The organism is Pseudomonas sp. PDM21, assembly GCF_014852505.2.
In the GTDB taxonomy this organism is placed as follows: Bacteria; Pseudomonadota; Gammaproteobacteria; order Pseudomonadales; family Pseudomonadaceae; genus Pseudomonas.
Genome location: NZ_CM181223.1, coordinates 6589117 through 6611377 on the forward strand (window position 1 = coordinate 6589117; position 22261 = coordinate 6611377).

General features: G+C 67.4%; 20 protein-coding genes. 10 read left to right on the forward strand and 10 right to left on the reverse strand.

What is annotated here, in order from left to right:
- Positions 1–16: 16 nt before the first annotated feature.
- The 6 genes from IB275_RS30360 (at position 17) to IB275_RS30385 (ending at position 7039) form a co-directional block, all read left to right on the forward strand.
- Positions 17–1411 (forward strand): aspartate aminotransferase family protein, encoded by a 1395-nt coding sequence (locus IB275_RS30360; protein WP_192294536.1) that lies wholly within the window; start codon positions 17–19, stop codon positions 1409–1411.
- 80 nt (positions 1412–1491) lie between these two features.
- Positions 1492–2859 carry a glutamine synthetase family protein gene (locus IB275_RS30365; protein WP_192294534.1) on the forward strand — a complete coding sequence of 456 codons (1368 nt, stop codon included), beginning with the start codon at positions 1492–1494 and terminating at the stop codon, positions 2857–2859.
- Positions 2860–3096: 237 nt separating this feature from the next.
- Positions 3097–3855, forward strand: coding sequence for an SDR family NAD(P)-dependent oxidoreductase (locus tag IB275_RS30370; protein ID WP_045213936.1), 759 nt, complete (start codon positions 3097–3099; stop codon positions 3853–3855).
- A 202-nt stretch (positions 3856–4057) separates the two neighbouring features.
- Positions 4058–4537 carry an acyl-CoA thioesterase gene (locus tag IB275_RS30375; RefSeq protein ID WP_081519069.1) on the forward strand — a complete coding sequence of 160 codons (480 nt, stop codon included), beginning with the start codon at positions 4058–4060 and terminating at the stop codon, positions 4535–4537.
- 209 nt (positions 4538–4746) lie between these two features.
- On the forward strand, positions 4747–6450 hold the full coding sequence (gene ybaL, locus IB275_RS30380; protein WP_192294532.1) for a YbaL family putative K(+) efflux transporter: 1704 nt from the start codon (positions 4747–4749) through the stop codon (positions 6448–6450).
- 4 nt (positions 6451–6454) lie between these two features.
- On the forward strand, positions 6455–7039 hold the full coding sequence (locus IB275_RS30385) for a YqaA family protein (protein ID WP_024766834.1): 585 nt from the start codon (positions 6455–6457) through the stop codon (positions 7037–7039).
- Positions 7040–7105: 66 nt separating this feature from the next.
- Here IB275_RS30385 and pdxY read toward each other — a convergent pair whose 3' ends face one another.
- Positions 7106–7975 (reverse strand): pyridoxal kinase PdxY, encoded by an 870-nt coding sequence (pdxY, locus tag IB275_RS30390; protein ID WP_138213579.1) that lies wholly within the window; start codon positions 7973–7975, stop codon positions 7106–7108.
- Between the two features lie 120 nt (positions 7976–8095).
- Between pdxY and IB275_RS30395 the strand changes: the two genes are divergently transcribed.
- Entirely contained in the window at positions 8096–8587 is a 492-nt protein-coding gene (locus IB275_RS30395; protein ID WP_081519066.1) for a DUF3301 domain-containing protein, read from the forward strand.
- On the opposite strand, the gene IB275_RS30400 is transcribed toward IB275_RS30395, so the two are convergent.
- The gene (locus tag IB275_RS30400) at positions 8584–8937 is read right to left on the reverse strand and encodes a DUF7079 family protein (protein WP_151188790.1); all 354 of its coding nucleotides are present in this window, start codon (positions 8935–8937) and stop codon (positions 8584–8586) included. The two genes, IB275_RS30395 and IB275_RS30400, sit on opposite strands and share 4 nt — an antisense overlap.
- Positions 8934–9812 (reverse strand): alpha/beta fold hydrolase, encoded by an 879-nt coding sequence (locus tag IB275_RS30405; protein ID WP_192294530.1) that lies wholly within the window; start codon positions 9810–9812, stop codon positions 8934–8936. Before IB275_RS30405 ends, IB275_RS30400 begins: the two co-directional genes overlap by 4 nt.
- Before the next feature lie 104 nt (positions 9813–9916).
- Here IB275_RS30405 and IB275_RS30410 point away from each other — a divergent pair, with 104 nt between their 5' ends.
- Entirely contained in the window at positions 9917–11680 is a 1764-nt protein-coding gene (locus tag IB275_RS30410; RefSeq protein ID WP_192294528.1) for a sensor histidine kinase, read from the forward strand.
- Complete coding sequence (locus IB275_RS30415; protein ID WP_192294526.1) at positions 11677–13011, forward strand: sigma-54-dependent transcriptional regulator; 1335 nt, start codon at positions 11677–11679, stop codon at positions 13009–13011. Before IB275_RS30410 ends, IB275_RS30415 begins: the two co-directional genes overlap by 4 nt.
- Here the strand turns inward: IB275_RS30415 and IB275_RS30420 are convergent.
- Complete coding sequence (locus IB275_RS30420; protein WP_192294524.1) at positions 12993–13994, reverse strand: hypothetical protein; 1002 nt, start codon at positions 13992–13994, stop codon at positions 12993–12995. The genes IB275_RS30415 and IB275_RS30420 overlap by 19 nt on opposite strands.
- A gap of 164 nt (positions 13995–14158) precedes the next feature.
- Between IB275_RS30420 and IB275_RS30425 the strand changes: the two genes are divergently transcribed.
- On the forward strand, positions 14159–15058 hold the full coding sequence (locus IB275_RS30425; RefSeq protein ID WP_225601792.1) for a class I SAM-dependent methyltransferase: 900 nt from the start codon (positions 14159–14161) through the stop codon (positions 15056–15058).
- A gap of 322 nt (positions 15059–15380) precedes the next feature.
- Here the strand turns inward: IB275_RS30425 and IB275_RS30430 are convergent, their stop codons facing one another.
- The 6 genes from IB275_RS30430 to IB275_RS30455 all read right to left on the reverse strand — a co-directional run bounded on the left by IB275_RS30430 (position 15381) and on the right by IB275_RS30455 (position 22220).
- Positions 15381–15575, reverse strand: a complete 195-nt coding sequence (locus IB275_RS30430) for a hypothetical protein (protein WP_192294522.1) — start codon at positions 15573–15575, stop codon at positions 15381–15383.
- A 181-nt stretch (positions 15576–15756) separates the two neighbouring features.
- Positions 15757–16692 (reverse strand): LysR family transcriptional regulator, encoded by a 936-nt coding sequence (locus tag IB275_RS30435; protein ID WP_081519060.1) that lies wholly within the window; start codon positions 16690–16692, stop codon positions 15757–15759.
- Between the two features lie 483 nt (positions 16693–17175).
- Complete coding sequence (locus IB275_RS30440) at positions 17176–17880, reverse strand: NAD(P)H-dependent oxidoreductase (RefSeq protein WP_192294520.1); 705 nt, start codon at positions 17878–17880, stop codon at positions 17176–17178.
- Positions 17881–17952: 72 nt separating this feature from the next.
- Positions 17953–19371: an aldehyde dehydrogenase family protein gene (locus tag IB275_RS30445; protein ID WP_192294518.1), complete on the reverse strand. Its 1419-nt coding sequence runs from the start codon at positions 19369–19371 to the stop codon at positions 17953–17955.
- Positions 19364–20554: a pyridoxal phosphate-dependent aminotransferase gene (locus tag IB275_RS30450; RefSeq protein ID WP_192294516.1), complete on the reverse strand. Its 1191-nt coding sequence runs from the start codon at positions 20552–20554 to the stop codon at positions 19364–19366. Before IB275_RS30450 ends, IB275_RS30445 begins: the two co-directional genes overlap by 8 nt.
- A 55-nt stretch (positions 20555–20609) precedes the next feature.
- Positions 20610–22220, reverse strand: a complete 1611-nt coding sequence (locus tag IB275_RS30455; RefSeq protein ID WP_192294514.1) for a 5-guanidino-2-oxopentanoate decarboxylase — start codon at positions 22218–22220, stop codon at positions 20610–20612.
- Between the last annotated feature and the right edge of the window lie 41 nt (positions 22221–22261).

Here is a 22261-nt window from a genome sequence, read left to right on the forward strand (position 1 = left end):
AAACGAGGTGTGCAACATGACCGCCAGCGGAATCGCCCAACAGGCCGTGGATCTCTTCACCGCCCGCGAGCGCCAGCGCTTCCTGGAACAGAATCCCAAGTCCGTCGCCCTTGCCGAGCGTGCGCACAAGTCGCTGTACGCTGGTGTGCCGATGCACTGGATGGCCGACTGGTCCACGCCCTGCCCGCTGTTCGTCGAACGCGCCCAGGGCGCCCGCTTCTACGACGTGGACGGCCATGACTACGTGGACTTCTGCCTGGGCGACACCGGCAGCATGTTCGGCCATTCGCCGGCGCCGATCGCCCGCGCGCTCGCCGAGCAAGGCGCACGCGGCCTGACCACCATGCTCCCCGGCGAAGACGCCGTGGTCTGCGGCGAACTGCTCGCTGCGCGCTTCGGCCTGCCCTACTGGCAGGTGACCGCCACCGCCACCGACTCCAACCGCTATGTGCTGCGCTGGGCCCGCGCGGTGACCAAGCGCAAGACCCTGCTGGTGTTCGACGGCTGCTACCACGGCACCGTCGACGACGTGATGGTGCGCTACCGCGACGGCGAGACCGTGCACCGCTCCGGCCTGGTTGGCCAGGCCTACGACCTGACCCAGCACAGCCGCTCCATCCCCTTCAACGACGTCGAGGCGCTGGAAGCCGCGCTGGCCCAGGGTGACGTCTGCGCCCTGCTGTGCGAGCCGGCGATGACCAACATCGGAATGGTCCTGCCCGATCCGGGCTTCATGCAGAAGTGCCGCGAACTGACCCGTAAATACGGCGCGCTGCTGATCATCGACGAAACCCACACCATCTCCACCAACATCGGTGGCTGCACGAAGTTGTGGAACCTCGACCCGGACTTCTTCGTGGTCGGCAAGCCGATCGCCGGCGGCGTGCCCTGCGGCATCTTCGGTTGCAGCGCGGAGATGGCCGAACGCATGGCCGCCTCGCGCAAGAGTGCCCAGGAAGACAGCCATGGCCACGGCCACAGCGGCATGGGCACCACGCTCTCGGCCAATGCCCTGGCCATGCACTGCATGCGCGCCAACCTGGAACAGGTGATGACCCAGGCGGCCTACGACCACATGCTGCCGCTGGCCAAGCGCCTGGCCGACGGCTTCCGCCGGCTGATCGCTCAGCACGACCTGAAGTGGTCGGTGACCGAACTGGGCGCGCGCAGCGAGTTCCAGTTCTGCCCCGTCTCCCCGCGTACTGGCGCCGAGGCCGAGGCCGCCTTCCACGACGAACTGCAGATGGCCTTGCACCTGTACCTGATCAACCGCGGCATCCTGATCACGCCGTTCCACAACATGACCCTGTGCTGCCCGGACACCACCACCGCCGACGTGGATCGCCTGATCGAAACCCTCGATGCCGGCATCACCGAACTGCTGGCGATCCCCGGCGCGCGCGAGGCCTGATCGCCTGCCACCTGCAGGAGCGGACGTGGTTCGCTCCTGCCAAAAGAACAATCCGGCGCCGAGCGCCTCCGAGGACCACCATGCAATTCGCCGATCGACAGGAAGCCGAAGCCTTCCTCGCCGCCCACCCGGACGTGCGCAGCATCGAACTCTTCATCATCGATTCCAACGGCATCCCGCGCGGCAAGCTGCTGCACCGTGACGAGCTGCTGGCGATCTACGACAACGGCCGCCCGCTGCCCAGCTCGATCCTCGCGCTGACCGTGCAGGGCGAGGACGTCGAAGGCACCGGCCTGGTCTGGGAAGTCGCCGACGCCGACTGCTGGACCTATCCGCTGCCCGGCAGCCTGACCCTGCAACCCTGGCGCGCCAGCCCCACCGGGCAGTTGCAGGTGAGCATGCACCCGACCCAGGGCCTGCCGGCCACCCCGGCCGATCCGCGCCAGGCGCTGCTGCGCGTGGTCGACCGGCTGAAGGCCGACGGCTTCCACCCGGTGATGGCGGTGGAGCTGGAATTCTACCTGCTGGACAAGCAGCGCGACGCCAACGGCCGTCCGCAGCCGGCGCTGCAGATGAACGGCATCCGCCCGGAGGCGCCGCAGGTCTATGGCGTCTATGAGCTGGAACAGCTGCAGCCGTTCCTCGACGACCTCTACGCCGCCTGCGAGGCCCAGGGCCTGCCAGTACGCACGGCGATTTCCGAATACGCGCCGGGCCAGGTCGAACTGACCCTGGAACATCGCTTCGACGTGATGCAGGCCATCGACGAAGGCGTGCGCTACAAGCGCCTGGTGAAGGGCGTGGCGAACAAGCACGGGTTGCAGGCCTGCTTCATGGCCAAGCCGTTCGGCGACCGCGCCGGCTCCGGCATGCACCTGCACGTCAGCCTCGCCGACGAGCAGGGCAACAACCTCTATGCCAGCGAAGACATCCACGGCACCCCGCTGCTGCGCCACTCCATCGGCGGCATGATGGCGCGCCTGCTGGATTCGCTGGCGATCTTCTGCCCCAACGCCAACTCCTTCCGCCGCTTCCAGGCCAACAGCTACGCGCCGCTGGCCAAGAGCTGGGGCGTGAACAACCGCACCGTGTCGTTCCGCGTACCTGGCGGTCCGGCGAAAAGCCGGCACATCGAGCACCGCATTTGCGGCGCCGACGCCAACCCCTACCTGGCGGCAGCGGCAATCCTCGCGGCCATCCACGAAGGCATCCGCGAGCAGATCGATCCGGGCGCGCCCATCGTCGGCAACGGCTACGAGCAGGCCACCGAGTTCCTCCCCACCGACTGGCTCACCGCGCTGCGCGCACTGGAAGCCTCCACCTGGGCCCGCGAGGCGCTGGGCGAGGAATTCCTCAAGGTGTTCCTGGCAATCAAGTGGGAGGAGTACCGCCAGTTCATGGGCGAGGTCGGCGAGCAGGACTGGCGCTGGTACCTGCATCACGCGTGATTCGTGCGGCAGTACGGCGAATAACGCGAAGCGTTATCCGCCGCCAGGCCTACGCTTCGCAGCACCCGCACTGACACACGACAGCCTTACGAAAGATTTACCCTGTCAGACTGAAGAATCTGGTCTTTTCTTGGTCTGTAATTGCACGGGGCGCAGATGCGCCCCGTGGTCAAAGCGGCGCCGCCGGTACTGCCTGCCGGCCGCCGTCCTCTCTCAGGCAGGGAGAACCCGTAGACAATGAGCACTCCTGTCGTACTGATCACCGGCGCTGCCGGTGGCCTCGGAAAAGCCATCGCCAAACGTTTCGCCCAAAGCCACTGGCGCATCGCCGCAACCGACGTGGACAAAGCCGGCCTGCATGCGCTCAACGCCCAGGTCCCGCTGGACGCCACCGCCGTCGGCGACCTGCGCCGCGCCGACAACTGCCACAGCCTGGTTTCCGACATCCTCGCCCGCACCGGCCGCCTCGACGCCCTGGTGAATGCCGCCGGCGTCTGGCGCGAAGGCCCGGTGGAAGACTTCAACGAGGACGACTTCGACCTGGTCATGGGCGTGAACCTCAAGGCCGCCTTCTACATGTGCCAGGCGGCGACGCCGTACCTCAAGGAAAACCACGGCTGCATCGTCAACATCTCCAGCGACTCCGGCCGCCAGGCCTATCGCGGCTCCGCGGCGTACTGCGCGAGCAAGGCGGCGCTGACCATGCTCACCCGTACCCTGGCGCTCGAACTGGCCGAGTCCGGCGTGCGGGTCAACGCCATCTCCCCGGCGGACATCGCCACGCCGATGCTCGACTACCAGGCCGAGCGCTATGGCCAGGGCAACCCGGACAGCTACAAGCGCGCCTTGCTGAAGGATTATCCACAGGGCAAGGCGTCACGCTTCATCCGCCCCGAAGAAGTCGCCGAGCTGGTCTGGTACCTGTGCAAACCGGAATCCGAAGCCATCACCGGCGCGGACCTGGCCATCGACTTCGGCCTCTCCGCCGGGCGCTGAGCCGGAAGATAGACGGACGGGCGGCCAGGGGTCGCCCGTTTTCGTTTGGGGCGTTGATCGAACGACAGAAAGGCCATTGGTAAATGGCCCACTGGTGCCGGGCGCCAATCGGCGGTATAGAAAAAACTGTGTCGCCTGCCGCGCTTTGGTTGTCCAGAGTTAGGCCCTTTCCTTTTCCCAAGACAATTCCGAAGAGAATTCCATGGAACCTGGCAACCACCAGCTCAGCATGACCGTCCTGATGACCCCCGACATGGCCAACTTCTCCGGCAATGTCCACGGAGGCACCCTGCTCAAGTACCTCGACGAAGTCGCCTACGCCTGCGCCAGCCGCTACGCCGGCTATTACGTGGTGACCCTGTCGGTGGACCAGGTGATCTTCCGTCAGCCGATCCACGTCGGCGAACTGGTCACCTTCCTCGCCTCGGTGAACTACACCGGCCGTACCTCCATGGAGATCGGCGTGAAAGTGGTCACCGAGAACATCCGCGAGAAATCCGTGCGCCACACCAACAGCTGCTTCTTCACCATGGTGGCGCTGGACGATGACCGCAAGACCATCGAGGTGCCGCAACTGGTGCCGCAGACCAAGGACGAGAAACGTCGTTTCGCCCAGGCCCAGCAGCGTCGGCAGATTCGCCAGGAGCTGGAACAGCGCTACGCCGAGCTTCGCCACGAATGACAGACGTTCACGACATTTCCTGAAAAGAAATCCCTCGTGTCGCGGAAATTTCCCAATGCGTCAACAGGTTACCCTTGCGTGAAAGCAAGGTAGGAATCGATTACTACGCCTAGACTTTTCATACGCGGGTTTGCCCCCGTGACCCACCGTCGAGCGACCCGGTGCTGATGCGCAGTCCGGTCGCTCCCTGAGTGCCCGGAGCCCAGACCATGCATCACACCCCGCTACTGACCACCCTCGCCGTCGGCTTCGTGCTGGCCTTCGTCCTCGGCGCCCTGGCCAACCGCCTGCGCATCTCGCCGCTGGTGGGCTACCTGCTCGCCGGCGTTCTGGCCGGCCCCTTCACCCCCGGTTATGTCGCCGACCAGGCGCTGTCCACGGAGATCGCCGAACTGGGCGTGATCCTGCTGATGTTCGGCGTCGGTCTGCACTTCTCGCTCAAAGACCTGCTGTCGGTCAAAGCCATCGCCATCCCCGGTGCGGTGGTGCAGATCGGTGTCGCCACCCTGCTCGGCCTGGGCCTGGCCTGGATGATGGGCTGGAACTTCGGCGGCGGGCTGGTCTTCGGCCTCGCCCTGTCGGTGGCCAGTACCGTCGTGCTGCTGCGGGCGCTGGAGCAGCGCCAGCTGATCGACACCAAGCGCGGGCGCATCGCCATCGGCTGGCTGATCGTCGAAGACCTCGCCATGGTCCTCACCCTGGTCCTGCTGCCGGCGCTGGCCGGCTCGCTGGGCGGTACTTCCGACGGTGGTGACGGCGGCCTGCTGATGCCGATCCTGCTGACCCTGGGCAAGGTCGCCGCTTTCGTCGCGGTGATGATCCTTGGCGGCCGCCGCTTCGTACCCTGGGTACTGGAGCGCGTGGCCAAGACCGGCTCGCGGGAACTCTTCACCCTGGCCGTGCTGGCCATCGCCCTGGGCATCGCCTACGGCTCGGCGGTGATCTTCGGCGTGTCCTTCGCCCTGGGCGCCTTCTTCGCCGGGATGATCCTCAACGAGTCCGAGCTGAGCCACGAGGCCGCCGAGAACTCGCTGCCGCTGCGCGACGCCTTCGCCGTGCTGTTCTTCGTCTCCGTCGGCATGCTGTTCAACCCGGCGATCCTGATCCACGAGCCGCTGCCGGTGCTGGCGACCTTCCTGGTCATCGTCTTCGGCAAGTCGGTGGCGGCCTACGTCATCGTGCGGATGTTCGGCCACCCCAACAGCACCGCACTGACCATCGCCGCGAGCCTGGCGCAGATCGGCGAGTTCTCCTTCATCCTGGTCGGTCTCGGCGTGACCCTGAACCTGCTGCCCGAAGCCGGGCGCGACCTGGTGCTGGCCGGCGCGATCCTGTCGATCCTGGTCAACCCGCTGCTGTTCATCGCGATCGACCGCCTGCAGGCGCGGCAGGAGCAGAAGGCCGAAGCCGAGCCGGGTGCGGTCCAGGTAGAGGCGCCGGACCTTCCCCCGCCGGTGCTGGAGCAGAACCACGCAATCCTCATCGGCCACGGCCGCGTCGGCGCGCTGGTCAGCGAGCGCCTGCGCAAGGACAGAGTTCCGCTGGTGGTCATCGAGGACAAGCGCGAGAAGGCCGCCGAACTGCGCGAGCACGGTCTCTGCGTGGTGGTCGGCAACGCCGCCAACCCCGATGTCCTGACCCAGGCCAACATCACCTCGGCGCGCTGGCTGCTGATCGCCATCCCCAACGGCTTCGAGGCCGGGACGATTTCCAGCCACGCGCGGGCGATCAACCCGAACCTGGACATCATCGCCCGCGCCCACTTCGACGCCGAGGTGGACTACCTGGAGCAGAACGGCGCCAGCCTGGTGATCATGGGCGAGCGGGAAATTGCCCGTGGGATGGTCGAGCGGGTCGAGCGCGAGGGCGCCACGCCGGCGGCCAGCGACGATCACCTGCCCCAGTCGGCCTGACGCCATGCTGCGCCGACTCTACGACTGGACCATGCGCCTGGCGGGGCATCCGCGGGCGGAGCTGGCGCTGGGCGGGGTGACCTTCGCCGAAAGTTCGTTCTTTCCCATCCCGCCGGACGCGCTGCTGGTGCCCATGGTCCTGGCCAACCGGGCCAAGGCCTGGCGTTATGCGGCGATCTGCATCGTCAGCTCGGTGCTGGGCGGCATCGCTGGCTACTTCATCGGCCTGCTGCTGTTCGAGACGGTGGGCCAGGCGATCCTGGCCTTCTACGGCCTGCAGGAGAACTTCGCCGAGGTCGCCGAGCGCTACAACGAACTCGGCTGGCTGATGGTGCTGCTGGGCGGCGGCTTCACCCCGCTGCCCTACAAGCTGATCACCCTGACCAGCGGGGTCACCCAGCTGGACCTGGTGCTGTTCATCGCCCTCAGCGTGGTGGCGCGCACCCTGCGCTTCGCCGCCACCTGCGCCCTGCTGTTCTGGGCAGGACCTGCGCTGCGCGAAGCCATCGAGAAACGCCTCGGGCTGGCGTTCGGCCTGCTCACGGCGATGGTGGTGGGCGGGTTGCTGCTGGGCAAGTACATGCTCTGACACCGAGCCCCTTGCAGGAGCGGGCATGGCCCGCTTTTGCAGGGGAGCGCCGATGTGCGCCTCAGATCACCCCAGCTTCACCGCCTCGAACTTCACCCGCGGATGGGCAATGCGGTCCTGGGCACGCACCAGTTCCAGTTCGTAGCTGCCGCAGGCCTGGGTTTCCAGCAGCACTTCATGGACGGCGGCGGCGCAGAATTCGAAGGCAGTGCGCAGGTCATCGCCCAGCAGCAGGCGGGCGAGGAACAACCCGGAGGTCAGGTCGCCCACGCCCACCGGTTGGCGCGGGAAGGCCAGCAGCGGGCGGCGCAGGTGCCAGGTCTCGTCCAGGGTTACCAGCAGCATCTCGAAAGCGTCCGCCGGCTTGCCCGGGTAATTCAGGTGCTTCACCAGGACCGCCTTCGGGCCGCGCACCAGCAGGCCGCGGGCCATCGCCGCGCAGTCTTCCAGGGAGGTCGGCTGGCGGTCGCAGAAGCTGTCCAGTTCCAGCTGGTTCGGGCACAGGTAGTCGGCCACGGCGGCGGCCTCGTTGAGCAGGAACTCGCCGACTTCTGGGGCAACGATGCAGCCCTTCTCCGGATGGCCCATCACCGGGTCGCACAGGTACACGGCGCGCGGGTTGACCTCGCGGATGCGGCGCACCACTTCGAGGATCGAACGGCCCTGCGCCGCGCTGCCCAGGTAGCCCGAGAGCACCGCGTCGCAGTTGCCCAGCTCGCCGATGGCGGCGATGCCATCCACCAGCGCGGGAATCTGCTCCGGCGGCAGCACCTGCCCCGTCCAGTGGCCATACTGGGTATGGTTGGAGAACTGCACGGTGTTCAGCGGCCAGACGTTCACCCCGACGCGGCGCATGGGGAACTCGGCAGCACTGTTGCCGGCGTGGCCGAAGACGACGTGGGACTGGATGGCGAGAACGTGGGGAGTGCGCGGCATAACGGTGTCCTGCTACAGAATGGGCCAGTATGGGGCGCAATTCACACGCTGTGAACATCCGCCCCTCGCCGCCCGACGGCGGAGTGAGTAAGCTGGTGCGCCGATTCCGAGGAAGCCGAAGTGGACCTGGGCAATCTTTTCATCTTCATGCTAGTCGTCGCGGGCGCCGCCTGGTGGTGGCGCGCCCATGGCATCCGCGAGCGTGCGCTGGCGCTGGCCAAGCAGCACTGCGCGCGCGAGGGCGTGGAGCTGCTCGATGACGCCATGGCCCTGCAGCGCTTCCGCTTCCAGCGCGACGGCCGGGGCAACCTGCGCCTGGCCCGCGAATACGCCTTCGAGTTCACCGCCACCGGGCAGGAACGCTACGCCGGCCGTATCGCCATGTTCGGCCAGCACCTGGGCCGCATCGAGCTGGCGCCCTTCCGCATGGAACCCGAACCGCGCATGCCGGTATCGCCGGTCGCCACTTTCCACCCCGCCGCCGCGCCGGTCGATGAGGACATCGTCGACGCCGTGTTCGACGACACCCCGCCGCCACCACGCCCCAGGGCCGAAGTCGTGCGGCTGGACGAATGGCGCCGCGCGCACCAGGACAAGAAGGTCGGCGACTAGAGCTGAGCGCGGATCTTCCGCCAGTCCTCGTCCACCGCCGCCGTCATCGCCTTGCGCAACAACCGGCAGCGTCCGCGGTGCCAGAGTGACGTTCGCCGCCGTTGGTTGCGCCGGCAGTGCTCGAACAGCCAGTCCGGATCGAAACCGTCCCAGACGCCCGCCGTCACCCAGGTGTTGGCCCAGACCACCGGCGCCACTTCCAGGCGGTAGATGGCCTCCAGCTCGTCCACGCTGAATCCGCTGATCGACAGGGTGCCCGCGATAGCGGCACGTCCGCCTTCGTCCAGCTCGGTGTCCAGCCACAGCTCGGACAGTGCCAGCCAGACGGACTCGCGGGCCGGATCGTTCATTCGTGGCCCAGCAGGAAGCGCGACACGCGAGCGGCGCTGTCTTCGGGGAATTCCTGCATGAAGCAGTGGCCGCCGTCGACACACTGGCCACTCACCACCGTGTTCGTCGCGCACCAGCGCGCCACCGACTTGGGCACGAACGGGTATGTGCGCTCGCCGAACAGCACCTGTGTCGGCGTCACCACCTTGGTCAGCGATGGCCACAGGCGCTTGGGGAAGGAGCTGAAGATTTCCGCCTCGCGGCTGGGCCGGCATTTCAGCTCGACGCCCGCCTCGGTGCGCTTCATGGCGTTCTCCACATAGGCCCAGAGCGCTTCGTCGGTCCAGCCCTTGAAGATGCCGCGGCCGTGCAGGCCGGCGTAGGCCGCCTCGCGGTCCGGCCACTGGCTGCGCCGCGAGCGCGCCTTCTGCACCATGGTGCGGCGCTTGTGCAGGCCGAGCACTTCGGAGAGCGCCATCACGCCTATCATCGCCGGGGTGAACAGCACCGGGTCGAGCAGCACCGCACGGCGGAACAGCTCGGGATGACGGCCGAGGATCAGGCTGGTGAGCACGCCGCCAAAGCTGTGCCCGGCGGCGTAATGCGGCACGCCACCGAATACTTTGCTGCCGGCCTGGAAGGCTTCCACCGCCATCTCGGCATTGCGGTTCCAGCCGTGGAAGCGCCCGCCGTGGTCACTGTCGCCATGACCCTGCACGTCGCACAGCCAGAGGTCGAAATCCTGCGCCAGGACTTTCAGCATCGGCTCGTAGGCACGGCCGCAGAAGCCATTGCCATGCAGGAAGTGCAGCAGCGGCTTGCCACTGGGCTCGCTGCGCCAGCCGCGCAGGGTGAAACCGGCGGACCCTTCGTGGGTCCAGGACGACAACTGCATCGAAGCTCTCCATCGGGATGCCGGCAGTGTAGCGAGGCGGCGGGGCGCCGGACCAGCTCGCGGCCGTGCTATTGTCGCCAACCGTTGGTCGAACCCCGTCGAACATGTCGCCTACCCGCCCCCTTCGCCTGCTGCTGATCTGCCTGCTCCTGCTGGCCGGGCTGGTGCTGTCGGTGTTCTGGGCCGGCGAGAAGGCGCGGCACCGCGCGCTGCTCGCCGAGGCGGAAGCGGCCCATGAACAGCTCGGTCTCTATGCCAACTCCCTGCACACCCTGATCGAGCGCTTCCGCAGCATTCCCGCCGTGCTCGCGCTGGACCCGGAGCTGCGCGCGGCCATGCGCGGCCCGGTGACCGGCGAGCTGCAACACCGGCTCAACCTCAAGCTGCAGGAAATCAACGGCGCGGCGCGCTCCTCCACTTTGGAGCTGCTGGACCCCACCGGCCTCGCCGTGGCTGCCAGCAACTGGAACCTGCCGGTCAGCTACGTCGGCCACAACTACGGCTTCCGCCCCTACTTCCGCCAGACCATTGCCCAGGGCGCGGGGCGCTTCTATGCGGTCGGCGTGACCAGCGGAATTCCCGGCTACTTCCTGTCCAACGCGCTGCGCGACGACGACGGCACCTTCCTCGGCGCCATCGTGGTCAAGCTGGAGTTCCCCGACCTCGAGCGGCAGTGGAGCCAGACCCCGGACGTGGTGCTGGTGAGCGACAGCAAGGGCGTGGTGTTCCTCGCCAACCACCCGCGCTGGCGCTACCGCGAACTGCAACCGCTGGACGCCGTGGCCCGCGCCGAGATGGCCGACACCCGCCAGTACCACAAGCAGCCGCTCAGCGCGCTGCCGCACCGGACGCTGGAAACCCTCGGCGAGCACGCGCGCATGGTCCGCGTCGACGGCCAGGACATCAGCGGCGACTACCTCTGGCAATCGGTCGGCCTGCCCGAAGACGAGTGGACCCTGCATTTGCTGCGCAATCCCCACGGCGTGCAGTCCGACGTCACCAGCGCGCGGCTGGCCGCTGCCGGCGTCTGGCTGGCGCTGGTGTTCCTCGTACTCTGGCTGCAGCAACGCCGCCGCCTGGCGCGCCTGCGCCAGCGCAACCAGGAGGAGCTGGAGCGCCTAGTCGAGCAGCGCACCGCCGCCCTGCGCACCGCCCAGGACGGCCTGGTGCAGGCCGCCAAGCTGGCCGCGCTAGGGCAGATGTCCGCCGCGCTGGCCCACGAGATCAACCAGCCGCTCACCGCCCAGCGCATGCAGTTGGCCAGCGTGCGCCTGCTGCTCGACGCCGGCCGCCAGGACGACGCCCGCGCCGCGCTGGTGCGGGTCGATGAGCTGCTCGAGCGCATGGCCGCACTCACCGGTCACCTGAAGACCTTCGCCCGCAAGACGCCCGGCGGCCTGCGCGAGCGCATCGAACTGGGCCACGTGATCGAGCAGGCGTTGCAGCTGCTGACCGTGCGCATCCGCACCGAAGGCGTGGAGATCAGCCAGGACCTCGACCTGCCCGCCTGGGTGCTGGGCGATGCGATCCGCCTGGAGCAGGTGCTGGTCAACCTGATCCGCAACGCCCTCGATGCGGTGGCCAATACCGCCCCGCCGCAGATCCGCCTGACCCTGCGCCGCGATGACGAACACTGGTGCCTGGAAGTGGCCGACAACGGCCCCGGCATCGACGAAGCCCACCTGGCCAGCGTCTTCGACCCCTTCTTCACCACCAAGCCGGTGGGCGAGGGACTGGGCCTGGGGCTGGCGGTATCCTATGGCATCGTCCACGAACTCGGCGGGCGCCTCGACGCCGCCAACCAGCCCACCGGCGGCGCGGTGTTCCGCCTTAGCCTGCCGGCCGCCAGCGAAGAAAGAAGACCATGAGCGAGACCATCCTCTTCGTCGACGACGAAGCCGCCATCCGCGACGCCGTGCAGCAGTGGTTGCAACTCTCCGGCTTCGAAGTGCGCCTGTGCAGCAGCGCCGACGAGTGCCTGAAAAGCGTCTCCCGCGAGCTGCCCGGCGTGGTCATCAGCGATGTGCGCATGCCCGGCACCGACGGCCTGGCCCTGCTCGAGCGCCTGCAGGAGATCGACCGCGACCTGCCGGTGATCATGGTCACCGGCCACGGCGACGTGCCCATGGCGGTGCAGGCGATGCGCCAGGGCGCCTACGACTTCATCGAGAAACCCTTCACCCCCGAACGCCTGCTCGACAGCCTGCGCCGCGCCCTGGAGAAACGCCGGCTGGTGCAGGAGAACCGTCAGCTGCGTGAACAGGCGGCGCTCAAGGACCAGATCGAATCACGCCTGCTCGGCGTCTCGCGCCCAATGGAAACCCTGCGCCGGCAGATCATGGCGCTGGCCGGTACGCCGGTGAACGTGCTGATCCGCGGCGACACCGGCAGCGGCAAGGAACTGGTCGCACGCTGCCTGCACGACTTCGGCCCTCGCACCGGCAAGCCCTTCGTCGCGCTGAACTGCGCGGCGATTCCCGAGCAATTGTTCGAGACCGAACTGTTCGGCCACGAAAGCGGCGCCTTCACTGGCGCCCAGGGAAAACGCATCGGCAAGCTGGAGCACTCCAACGGCGGCAGCCTGTTCCTCGACGAGATCGAGAGCATGCCGCTGGCCCAGCAGGTGAAGTTGCTGCGCGTGCTGCAGGAACAGCAACTGGAGCGCCTGGGCTCGAACCAGAGCATCAAGGTGGACCTGCGGGTGATCGCCGCGACCAAGCCGGACCTGCTCGAGGAAGCCCGCGCCGGGCGCTTCCGCGAGGACCTCGTGTACCGCCTGAACGTCGCCGAGCTGCGCCTGCCGCCGCTGCGCGAACGCCGCGAGGACATCCCGCTGCTGTTCGAGCACTACGCGCTGCTGGCCAGCGAGAAATTCGGCCGCGAAGCCGCGCCGCTCTCCGCCAGCGAACTGGCGCGCCTGCTCGCCCACGACTGGCCGGGCAACGTACGCGAACTGGCCAACGCCGCCGAGCGCCATGTGCTCGGCCTGGACCGCGCCGAGCTGCCGATCGAGCCCGCCGGCAACGGCCTGTTCGAACGCATGGAAGCCTACGAGGCACAGTGCATCCGCCAGGCGCTGGGCCAGTGCAAGGGTGACATTAAGGCGGTGATGGAGCTGCTCGGCCTGCCGCGCCGCACCCTCAACGAGAAGATGCAGCGCCACGGGCTGAGCCGTGGGGATTACCTGGGCGAGGACTGAGCCAGCTGCTCGGCGAAGAACCAGCCGCTACACCAGCGCGCCAGCGGCCAGAGCAGCGCCAGTAGCAGGACCACCGGCGGCAGCAGGTAAAGCGGCAGGCTGTTGGCGTTCAGCGAGTTGTAGGCGGCGAACACCAACAGGATCGAGACCAGCACGATCGCAATCGTCCACATCACCAGCAGGACCAGCGCGCAGGCCAGTACCCGACCGGCGGCGAAGCGCGAGACCTGCGATGGCAGGCTTGCCTGCACCGAGGTCATGACGATGGCGAAGGGCAGCGCGCCGCCTGCCAGCAGGAACATCGATTGCCAGCCGTCCGCGCCGCTATACAGATAGAGCGCCCCGTAGCTGAGGGCAGCCAGCGCCTTGTAGACCAGCGCGCTGAAGCACAGTGACACGCCCAGCGCCACTTGCCAGGACGACAGCAAAAAGGTCTCGCCGGGCAACAACCGCTCGGAGCGTGAGCGCGCCAGAGACAGCACCACCCAGAGCGGCAGCAGGCAGCCCAGAACCAGACTGACCAGCGAATTGGCCTGGCCATAGAGGACCATCCAGAGATTCCGGGTGCCCTGCTCGAACGCCCACTGATAGAAGGACAGGCTGAGGTAGGACACCCCCGTACTGACGACCATGGTGGCGATCAGGTAGGCCACGCCGAAACCCACCAGCAGTCCGGCCAATGGCTGGAAACGCGCAATGCCATGGCGCTCGCGCAGGTGATGCACCAGCAGCAGGACAGCCGCCGCATAGAAGACCAGCCCGCCCAGCCAGTTTGCCAGCATAGTCGGCAGGTACTGCGGCAGGCGCTCGCGGTAGCTGCCCAGGTCGCCGATCCACTGCACGGCATTGCTGCCGAAAAACACTACCGCCGCCGCCACCATCATGGCGGCAACAAACTGCCAGGGCTGGTTGCCGTCCGCCGGCACGGCAGCAGGCGCAGTGAGTGGAGCATGGGGTGTCGCGAAGGGATTGTCAGTGGTCATGGGCGGCATCCTTGTCGGTCCATTGAAGCGCCCGAGCCTCTCACAGCCGGCGCCGGCCCGCCAGAGCGGGCCATCCCACTGGCGATCAGCGGGTGAGCCGCTACCCTCAAGCGGGTGCCGGAATCCGGCCACTCCTGCCGCCCTCTCGAACAAGGAAAACCAGCATGACCGGCAGCCTCCTCCCCTCTATCTGGCTGGGTGAATTCGAATCCGCCGAACACTGGCAGCAGGCCCGCCAGGCGAAACAGGTTCCAACCGCCCGCGAACTGTGCGGCGCCATCGAGGACCGCGTGCTCTGGTCCCGACACCCCATGGACATCAAGGCGTGGTGCTCGGCCTGCGAGAGTATCCAGCCGATGCACATCGACTGGCGCCTGGGTGGTATCGCCCCGGATGGCAGCGTGCACCCGGCCTGGACGGAAACCGCCGCGTGTCAGGGCTGCGGCCTCAACAGCCGGATGCGCGCGGTACTGGACCGCCTGCAGAAACTCGAACTGCCGAGTGATTCACGGGTGTTCATCGCCGAATGCGTCACCCCCAGCTTCCGCCAGATCGAACGACGCTTCCCCAGGCTCCTGGGAAGCGAGTACCTCGGGCCGGACAAGGTGTCGGGAGAAGCCTACTGGAACGAGCAGCACCGCCAGCGCATCCGCCACGAGGACCTGACCCGGCTGTCCTTCGCCGACGGCAGCTTCGACCTGGTGATCAGCCAGGACATCTTCGAGCATATTCCGGACTTCGCCCGCGCCTTCGCCGAGTGCCGGCGGGTGTTACGGCCGGGCGGACGGCTGGTGTTCAGCGTGCCCTTCTTCCCCAACCAGAACGAGACCGAGGTACGCGCCCGCTTCGCCGCCGACGGCGCTCTGGAGCACCTGCTGCCGGCGGAATACCACGGCGACCCGGTGGGCGACGGCGGCGTGCTGTGCTTCCAGCACTTCGGCTGGGACCTGCTCGACCGACTGCGTGGCGCCGGCTTCGGCCACGTCCGTGCACATCTTTACTGGGGCCCCTGGCAGGGCCATTTCGGCCTGCCGTTCTTCGTCTTCCAGGCGGACGCCGGCTAATTTTTCCGCGCAAAAAAAAAGGCCGCTGATAGCAGCGGCCTTGAGACGGACATCGATCTGGAGCAATCAAGAATCGACGTCGGGAAGCTTGCCGGCGGTGAGGCCGGTAACGGCGCTGCCCGAAGGCCGCACTGTTGGGTCAAGTATATTGACCGATCGGACAGGAAGACAGAGCACCGGCAGCGAAAGACTGTTACAGCTTCTGTAATAGTCGCCGTCGGGATGCGGGAAACGCAGGCAAAAAAAACGCCGCATGTCTTATGCGGCGCAAGGTGTTGAGAAGCCCGGCTCACGCACCGAGCCTCCCGGGGGAAGCGGCCGATCAGGAATCGGCGTTGCTGCCAGCGGCGGCCTTGGCGGTCTGCTCGGCGGACGGGGCCTGCTGCTGGGCAATCACTGCTTCGTTGGCCTTGACCATCTTGTCGGTCATCAGGCGCGATTCTTCGGCGAAGCTCAGCTGAGTGAAGGACAGCGAGCAGACGGACAGCAGGGCAGCAACATAAAGCGAACGGGACATGACGGTGATCCTTTCTGAACACCCGATTGGTCGGGGTTGATGAAAGGTTACGGCGCAACAGTCCCTCGAAAAATAGCTAGCTAACCAACAAAGCATTGCCTAAAAAGCAACAATCCGTGCCGATCGTCCGAGAACACCGGTATAGAGCGGCTGCGGCGATCCGCCACGCTAGCCCTTTGCCTTATGCCCAGTTGACGGGATCGTTGAGCGCTGCTTCGTCTTCCTCGAATACCCGCGGCAGCTCCGCCTTGAGGAATTCGACCCAGGTGCGGATCTTCGCGTCGAGGAAGCGCCGCGACGGGTACAGCGCATAGATCTGCCGCACGTGCAGGCTGTGCCGGGGCAGCACGCGCACCAGCGAACGGCGACGCAGTGCCGGCGCGGCAACGTAGCTGGGCAACAGGCAGATGCCCATGCCGGCGGCGGCGGCGCCAGTCAGCGCCTCGGCGACGTTGACCATGAAAGTGTCGCGCGGGCGGATCACGCTTTCCTCGTTGCCCTCCTCGAACGCCCAGCCTTCGGGGAAGGTCGGGTCCTGCAGGCGCAGGCACTGGTGCTGGTGCAGGTCGGCGACGCTGGTCGGGGTGCCGCGCCGCTTGAGGTACTCGGGGCTGGCGCAGAGCACGCTGTAGATGGTGCCCAGGGTCTGGGCGACGAACTCGGAGTCGGGCAGTTCGCGGTCGCGGGTGATCACCACGTCCTGGCCTTCCTCGAGGATGTCCGGCTGGCGCTGCGCCAGAGTCAGCTCGATGTAGACCTCGGGGAAGGACTCGCAGTAGCGCGAGATCAGCGGGATCAGGTGCTGCTGGCCCAGCCCGGTGAGCGAATGCACGCGCAGGCGGCCTCGGGGATTGAGATGCGCGCCGCTGGCTTCGGCCTGGGCTTCGTCGACATCGGCGAGGATTTCCCGGCAGCGCAGCAGGTAGCGCTCGCCGGTTTCGGTCAGCGCCAGGCGCCTTGTCGTGCGGTGCAGCAGGCGCGCTTCCAGCTGGGCTTCGAGATCGGAGACCACACGCGAGACCTGGGCTGTGGATAACCCCAGAGCGTTGGCGGCGGCGGTGAAACTGCCGGCATCCACCACCCGGACGAATGCCCGCATCGCGTGAAGTACGTCCATGCTTCCCCCTGCGTGTTGATCTTGTCGTAGGCGCCTGTAGGAGATGACAACCATTGTTGTCCGCGCCGCAAAACTGAATCGCAGTATAGGGTCGTTTTTTGCCGATTGTTACCACGTATAGTGCCGGACAAGTCGCTGCAGCAACGTTGGGCATACCAGGCTCATCGTACGGCCGCCGATACACCAATCGACGGCCCTCTCCCCCGCGCATACCTGGCTGCAGCGACTGACTCTTTCTCCAGGGGCGGCCATCTGCGGATGGTCGCCCTTTTTCGTTTCTGCCGGGTGAGTTCGACGCGAGGGCGGTCCCCTCACCCCAGCCCTCTCCCCCAGGAGAGGGGGCAGTTCGTGCCGGCTGACACCACTGCTTCATCCTTCGCCGATCAGTCCCCTCTCCCTCTGGGAGAGGGTTAGGGTGAGGGCAGCCCGAAACACCGAAGTACAGCAGGGTTCGCGAGCAAGCTCGCTCCTACAGAAAAGCGGTCAGCGCGGCAGCGGATAGAGGCGCTCGTCGAACTGATCCAGACGTACGAACTCCAGCGGCTGGTCGTTCTCCAGGTTCTGCAGGCGATCCTGGTACTGGCGCAGGAACTCCTGGCGGTCCTCGTTGCTGATGTAAGGCACGTGCCAGGCCACGAAGGGCGGCAGCACGCTCATCCCGGTGTAAGCCAGGGTGCCGCGCAGGATCGGCCGCAGCATGTCTTCCAGCGGGCCGTGGATGGCGTCGTCGCCGAACATGTGGTCGCGCCCGCCGAGGGTCACGCTCACCAGCGCCTTCTTGCCGGCCAGGCCGCCCTGGTCGTAGAAGCGCTTGCCGCCGTAGCAGATGCCCGAGACCAGCACGCGGTCGAACCAGCCCTTGAGGATGGCCGGCGCGGAGAACCAGTAGATCGGGAAGTTGAAGATCACCAGATCGGCCCAGAGCAGCTTGTCCAGCTCGGCCTGGATGTCGGCGGCGATGGTCCTGGCCTTGGCGCCTTCACGCTGTTCCAGCGCATAGACCAGATATTCGGGGTTGGCGCGGGCGCCAAAGTCGGCGGCGCTGGCCACCGGGTTCCAGTTCATCGCGTACAGGTCGGAGACCTGCACCTCATGGCCCTGGCCGCGCAGGGTTTCCTCGGCGAGCTGGTACAGCGCGGTGCTGAAGGATTGCGGTTCGTTGTGGGCGTGGACGATCAGTACGTTCATGTGGATTCCTGACAAGTCGGTGAGCGGCACAGCCCTCACCCCAGCCCTCTCCCGGAGGGAGAGGGGGTCTGTTTAAAGCTGGATGGCCTTGAGCTCGACGAACTCGTGCAGTCCCTGCTCACCCCATTCGCGGCCGTTGCCGGACTGCTTGTAGCCACCGAACGGCGCCCGGTAGTTGAAGGCACCGCCGTTGACGAAGCATTGGCCGGCGCGCATCTGCCGGGCGAGTCGCAGGCCATCTTCGCGGTCGCCCGCCCAGACGGCGCTGGACAGGCCGAACGGCGAATCGTTGGCGATGGCGATCGCCTCGGCCTCGTCGGCGTAGGGAATCAGGCACAGCACCGGGCCGAAGATTTCTTCGCGAGCGATGCGCATCTGGTTGTTCACCCCAGCGAAGATCGTCGGCTGTACGTAGTGCCCGCGCTCCAGATGGGCCGGGCGCTCGGCGCCGCCGCAGACCCGCTGCGCGCCCTCTTCCTCGCCGACGCGGATGTAATCGAGCACGGTGCGACGCTGGCCGCCCGAGCACATCGGGCCGAGGAAGCTGTCGGCATCCAGCGGGTCGCCCATCTTCAGCGCGAGGGTTTCGGCGCGGGCGATTTCCACAGCTTCGGCATAGCGATGGGCCGGCAGCAGCATGCGCGTCAGCGCGGTGCAGGTCTGCCCGGAGTTGATCATCACGTCCTGCACGCCGTGGCGCACGGCGGTGGCCAGGTCAGCATCGGCGGTGATCAGGAAGGGCGACTTGCCGCCCAGCTCCAGGCACACGCGCTTGACCGTCGGCGCCGCGGCTTCGGAGACCTTGACGCCCGCACCGGTGGAGCCGGTGAAGGACACCATGTCCACGTCCGGGTGCCGCGCCAGGGCTTCGCCGACCTTGGAACCGGGGCCGCTGACCAGGTTGAACACGCCGGCCGGCAGGCCGATGGCGTGGATCATGTCGGCCAGCAGGAAGGCGTGCAGCGGAGTGTCCTGACTCGGCTTGACCACCACGGTGCAGCCGGCGGCGAGCGCCGGGGCGAGCTTGCCGATCAGCTGGTGCAGCGGGTAGTTCCAGGGGTTGATGAAGGCGCAGACGCCCACCGCTTCCTTCACCACCAGCGAGTTGCCAACCTCGCGCAATTCGTCCATGTGCGCGGCCATGGCGGCGTAGCTTTCCAGCCCCTCGAGGGGCCCGTCGACCTGCACCATGCGGCACCACTGGATGGGCATGCCCAGCTCGGCGGTGATCAGCGCGGCCATCTCGTCGGCACGGTTCTTCAGTTGCTCGGCAAGCGCGCGGATATAGCCGGCGCGCACCTGGGACGGGGTCTGCGACCACGCTGGGAAGGCACGGCGGGCAGCGTCCACCGCGCGGTTCACGTCGCCTTCGCCACCCAGCGGCACACGGCCGACGCATTCCTCGGTAGCCGGGTTCTGCACCTCGGCCATGCCCTGCCCCTGCGGCGCCACCCAGGCGCCATCGATGTAGAGCTGTGTACGCTCACGCATAGCGTTTTTCCTTGAGCAGTTCGGCGGCGCACAGGGCGATGCGGCGGCAGGCTTCGCGCAGCGGTTCGGCGCCGAGCACCAGGCCGAGACGAATGTGCCCGGCGGCGCTGGGGCCGAAGGCTTCGCCGGCCAGCACAGAGACGCCGTGGCGGTCCAGCAGCAGGTCGGAGAAGTCCTGGGCGGAGAGCCCGGTGGCGCGGATATCCACCATCACGAACATGCCGCCGTCCGGGCGCAGGGCGCGCACGCCGACGCAGTCGGCGAGGCAGTCGAGCACCAGGTCGCGGCGCTGGCGGTAGGCTTCGCGCATGGCTTCCAGTTCCGGCAGCCTGGCTTCCAGCGCAGTGCAGGCGGCGTCCTGGATGAAGTCCGGCGAACCGTAGAGCATGCACAGGGCGAGGTTTTCCAGGTGCGCGCAGAGCTCCTGCGGACCGACCACCCAGCCTACTCGCCAGCCGGTCATTGCGTGGGATTTCGACAGGCTGTTGAGGGTCGCGGTGCGCTCGGCCATGCCCGGCAGGCTGGCAGGGCTGATGTGCTCGCCGTCGAACAGCAGCTCGCTGTAGACCTCGTCGGAAATCATCCACAGGTCGTTGCTGATGCACAGCTCGGCCAGCGCTTCCCAGGTGGCGCGCGGCAGGCTGGCACCGGACGGGTTGTGCGGGCTGTTGATCGCCAGCGCGCGGGTGCGCGGGGTGACCAGTGCGGCGACGTCCTCGGCCTGCACGCGGAAGCCGTGCTCGGAGCGCACCGACACCGGGATGACCTTGGCGCCGCAGGCACCGAACACCGCTTCGTAGGTGACGTACATCGGCTCGGCGACGATCACCTCGTCGCCCGGATTGAGCACGCACTGCGCCACGGCATACAGCGCGCACTGGGCGCCGGCCAGCACAACCACGTCATCACTGGTGACGGCCTGGCCGCTGCGCTGGGTGTGGCGGCGGGCGATGGCTTCGCGCAGCGAGCGCTTGCCGCGCACGTCGGCGTAGTGGGTGTTGCCGGCCAGCAGGCTGTCGATGGCCGACTGCACGATGGGCACCGGAGTGTCGAAGTCCGGGTCGCCCACCGACAGCAGCAGGATGTCGTCGCCCTGCTCCATGCGCGCCAGGGCGCGGTAGTGGATGTCCCAGGCGGCGGCGCCGTCGCCGGCGATGCGTTGGGTGAAGTTCGAGTAGCGCATGCTGTGCTTCCTTCAAGGTGCCGGAGCCCGTGGGCTCCGGCGGGTGCAACGGGTCCTACTGGGCGCAGGCGTGTTTCAGCTCGATCAGGGTGACGCCCGGATGGCCGAAGCCGGCGCGCAGGTCGCGCTCCAGTTCGTCCAGGCTCTGCGGCTGGCACATCTCGCAACCGTAGGCGCGGCCGAGCAGGGCGAAGTCCGGGTTGCGCGGCAGGACGCCGATGGGCTCGATGTCCAGGCCGATCATGTCGTCGCGGATCTGCCCCAGCGCATCGTTGTTCCACAGCAGCACCACCAGCGGGCTGTCCAGCTCCTCGGTGGCGGTGGCCAGTTCCTGCGCGGTGTAGAGGAAGCCGCCGTCGCCGACCAGCACCAGGCCGGGACGCTCCGGCGCGCCGAACTTGGCGCCGATACCGGCAGGCACGCCGTAGCCGAGGGTGCCGTAGCCGGTGGGGTGCAGCCAGCCGCGCGGTGCCTTGCTCGGGTAGAGGTAGTTGGCGGTGTAGGCCAGCTGGGTCATGTCGCTGGCGATGAAGGCGTTGTCCGGCAGGACCTTGGCGATGCGTTCCAGGATCGACTTGTGGATAAGTTGCAGCGGCGCGTGGCCGCCGTCGATCTGCGCACGCAGTTCGGCGATGCGCGACTGCGCTTTCGCCGCATCCCGGCTCGCGCTCGGCAGCGCGGCGAGCAGCGCCTCGGCGGTGGCCTTCGAATCGCCCAGCAGCGCCACGGCGCTCGGGTAGAAGTCGTTGAACTTGCGCGAATCGACGTCGACGCGGATCACCTCGCCGGTGACCGGCAGGCGGTCGCGCCAGAAGTCGGTGTCGGCCATTTCGGTGCCGATGGCCAGGACCACATCGGCCTCGGCGATCATGTCCCAACCGGCCTGGGTGCACAGGGTCGCACCCGCGGCGAGCGGCGCTTCCGGCGCCAGCAGGCCCTTGCCGGCGACGCTGGTGAACAGCGGCGCGGCCAGGCGCTCGCTGAGCGCGGCCAGGGAATCGGCGGCATGCAGCGCGCCGCCGCCGGCGATGATCATCGGGCGCTTTGCAGCCTGGAGCTTATCCACAGCCTGCTTGAGCGCTTCGCTGCTGGGCTGGCCACGGCCGGCGCGGCGCACCACTTCGTGGGTCCAGTCGCGGGCGACCGGGTTGGCCAGCACATCCAGCGGCACGGAGATGTGCACCGGGCGCGGGCGCTCGCTGTCGAACACGGCGTAGGCGCGGGCGATCAGCTCGGGCAGGTCTTCGGCGCTCAGGGCGACGGCGGAAAAAGCGGTGATCGGCGCGGTCATGGCGCGCTGGTCCTGGGTCTCGTGCAAGCAGCCCCAGCCCTTGCCCAGGCTGGCGGTGTGGTTGACGCTGGAAATCACCAGCATCGGGATCGAGTCGGCGTAGGCCTGGCCGATGGCGGTGGCGGCGTTGGTCACCCCCGGGCCGGTGATGATGAAGGCCACACCCGGCTTGCCGCTGACGCGCGCATAGCCGTCGGCCATGAAGCCGGCGCCCTGTTCATGGCGGGTCAGCACATGACGGATGCCGCTGCCGGGCAGGCCACGGTACAGCTCCAGAGTGTGTACGCCGGGTATGCCGAACACGGTGTCGACGCCGTAGTTGGCCAGCAGGCGTACCAGGGCCTGGCCGCCGGTGAGGGTCTTGTCGTTTTGCATGAACGATCTCCCGAACTGTTCTTCGGCGGATAACCGCAAGC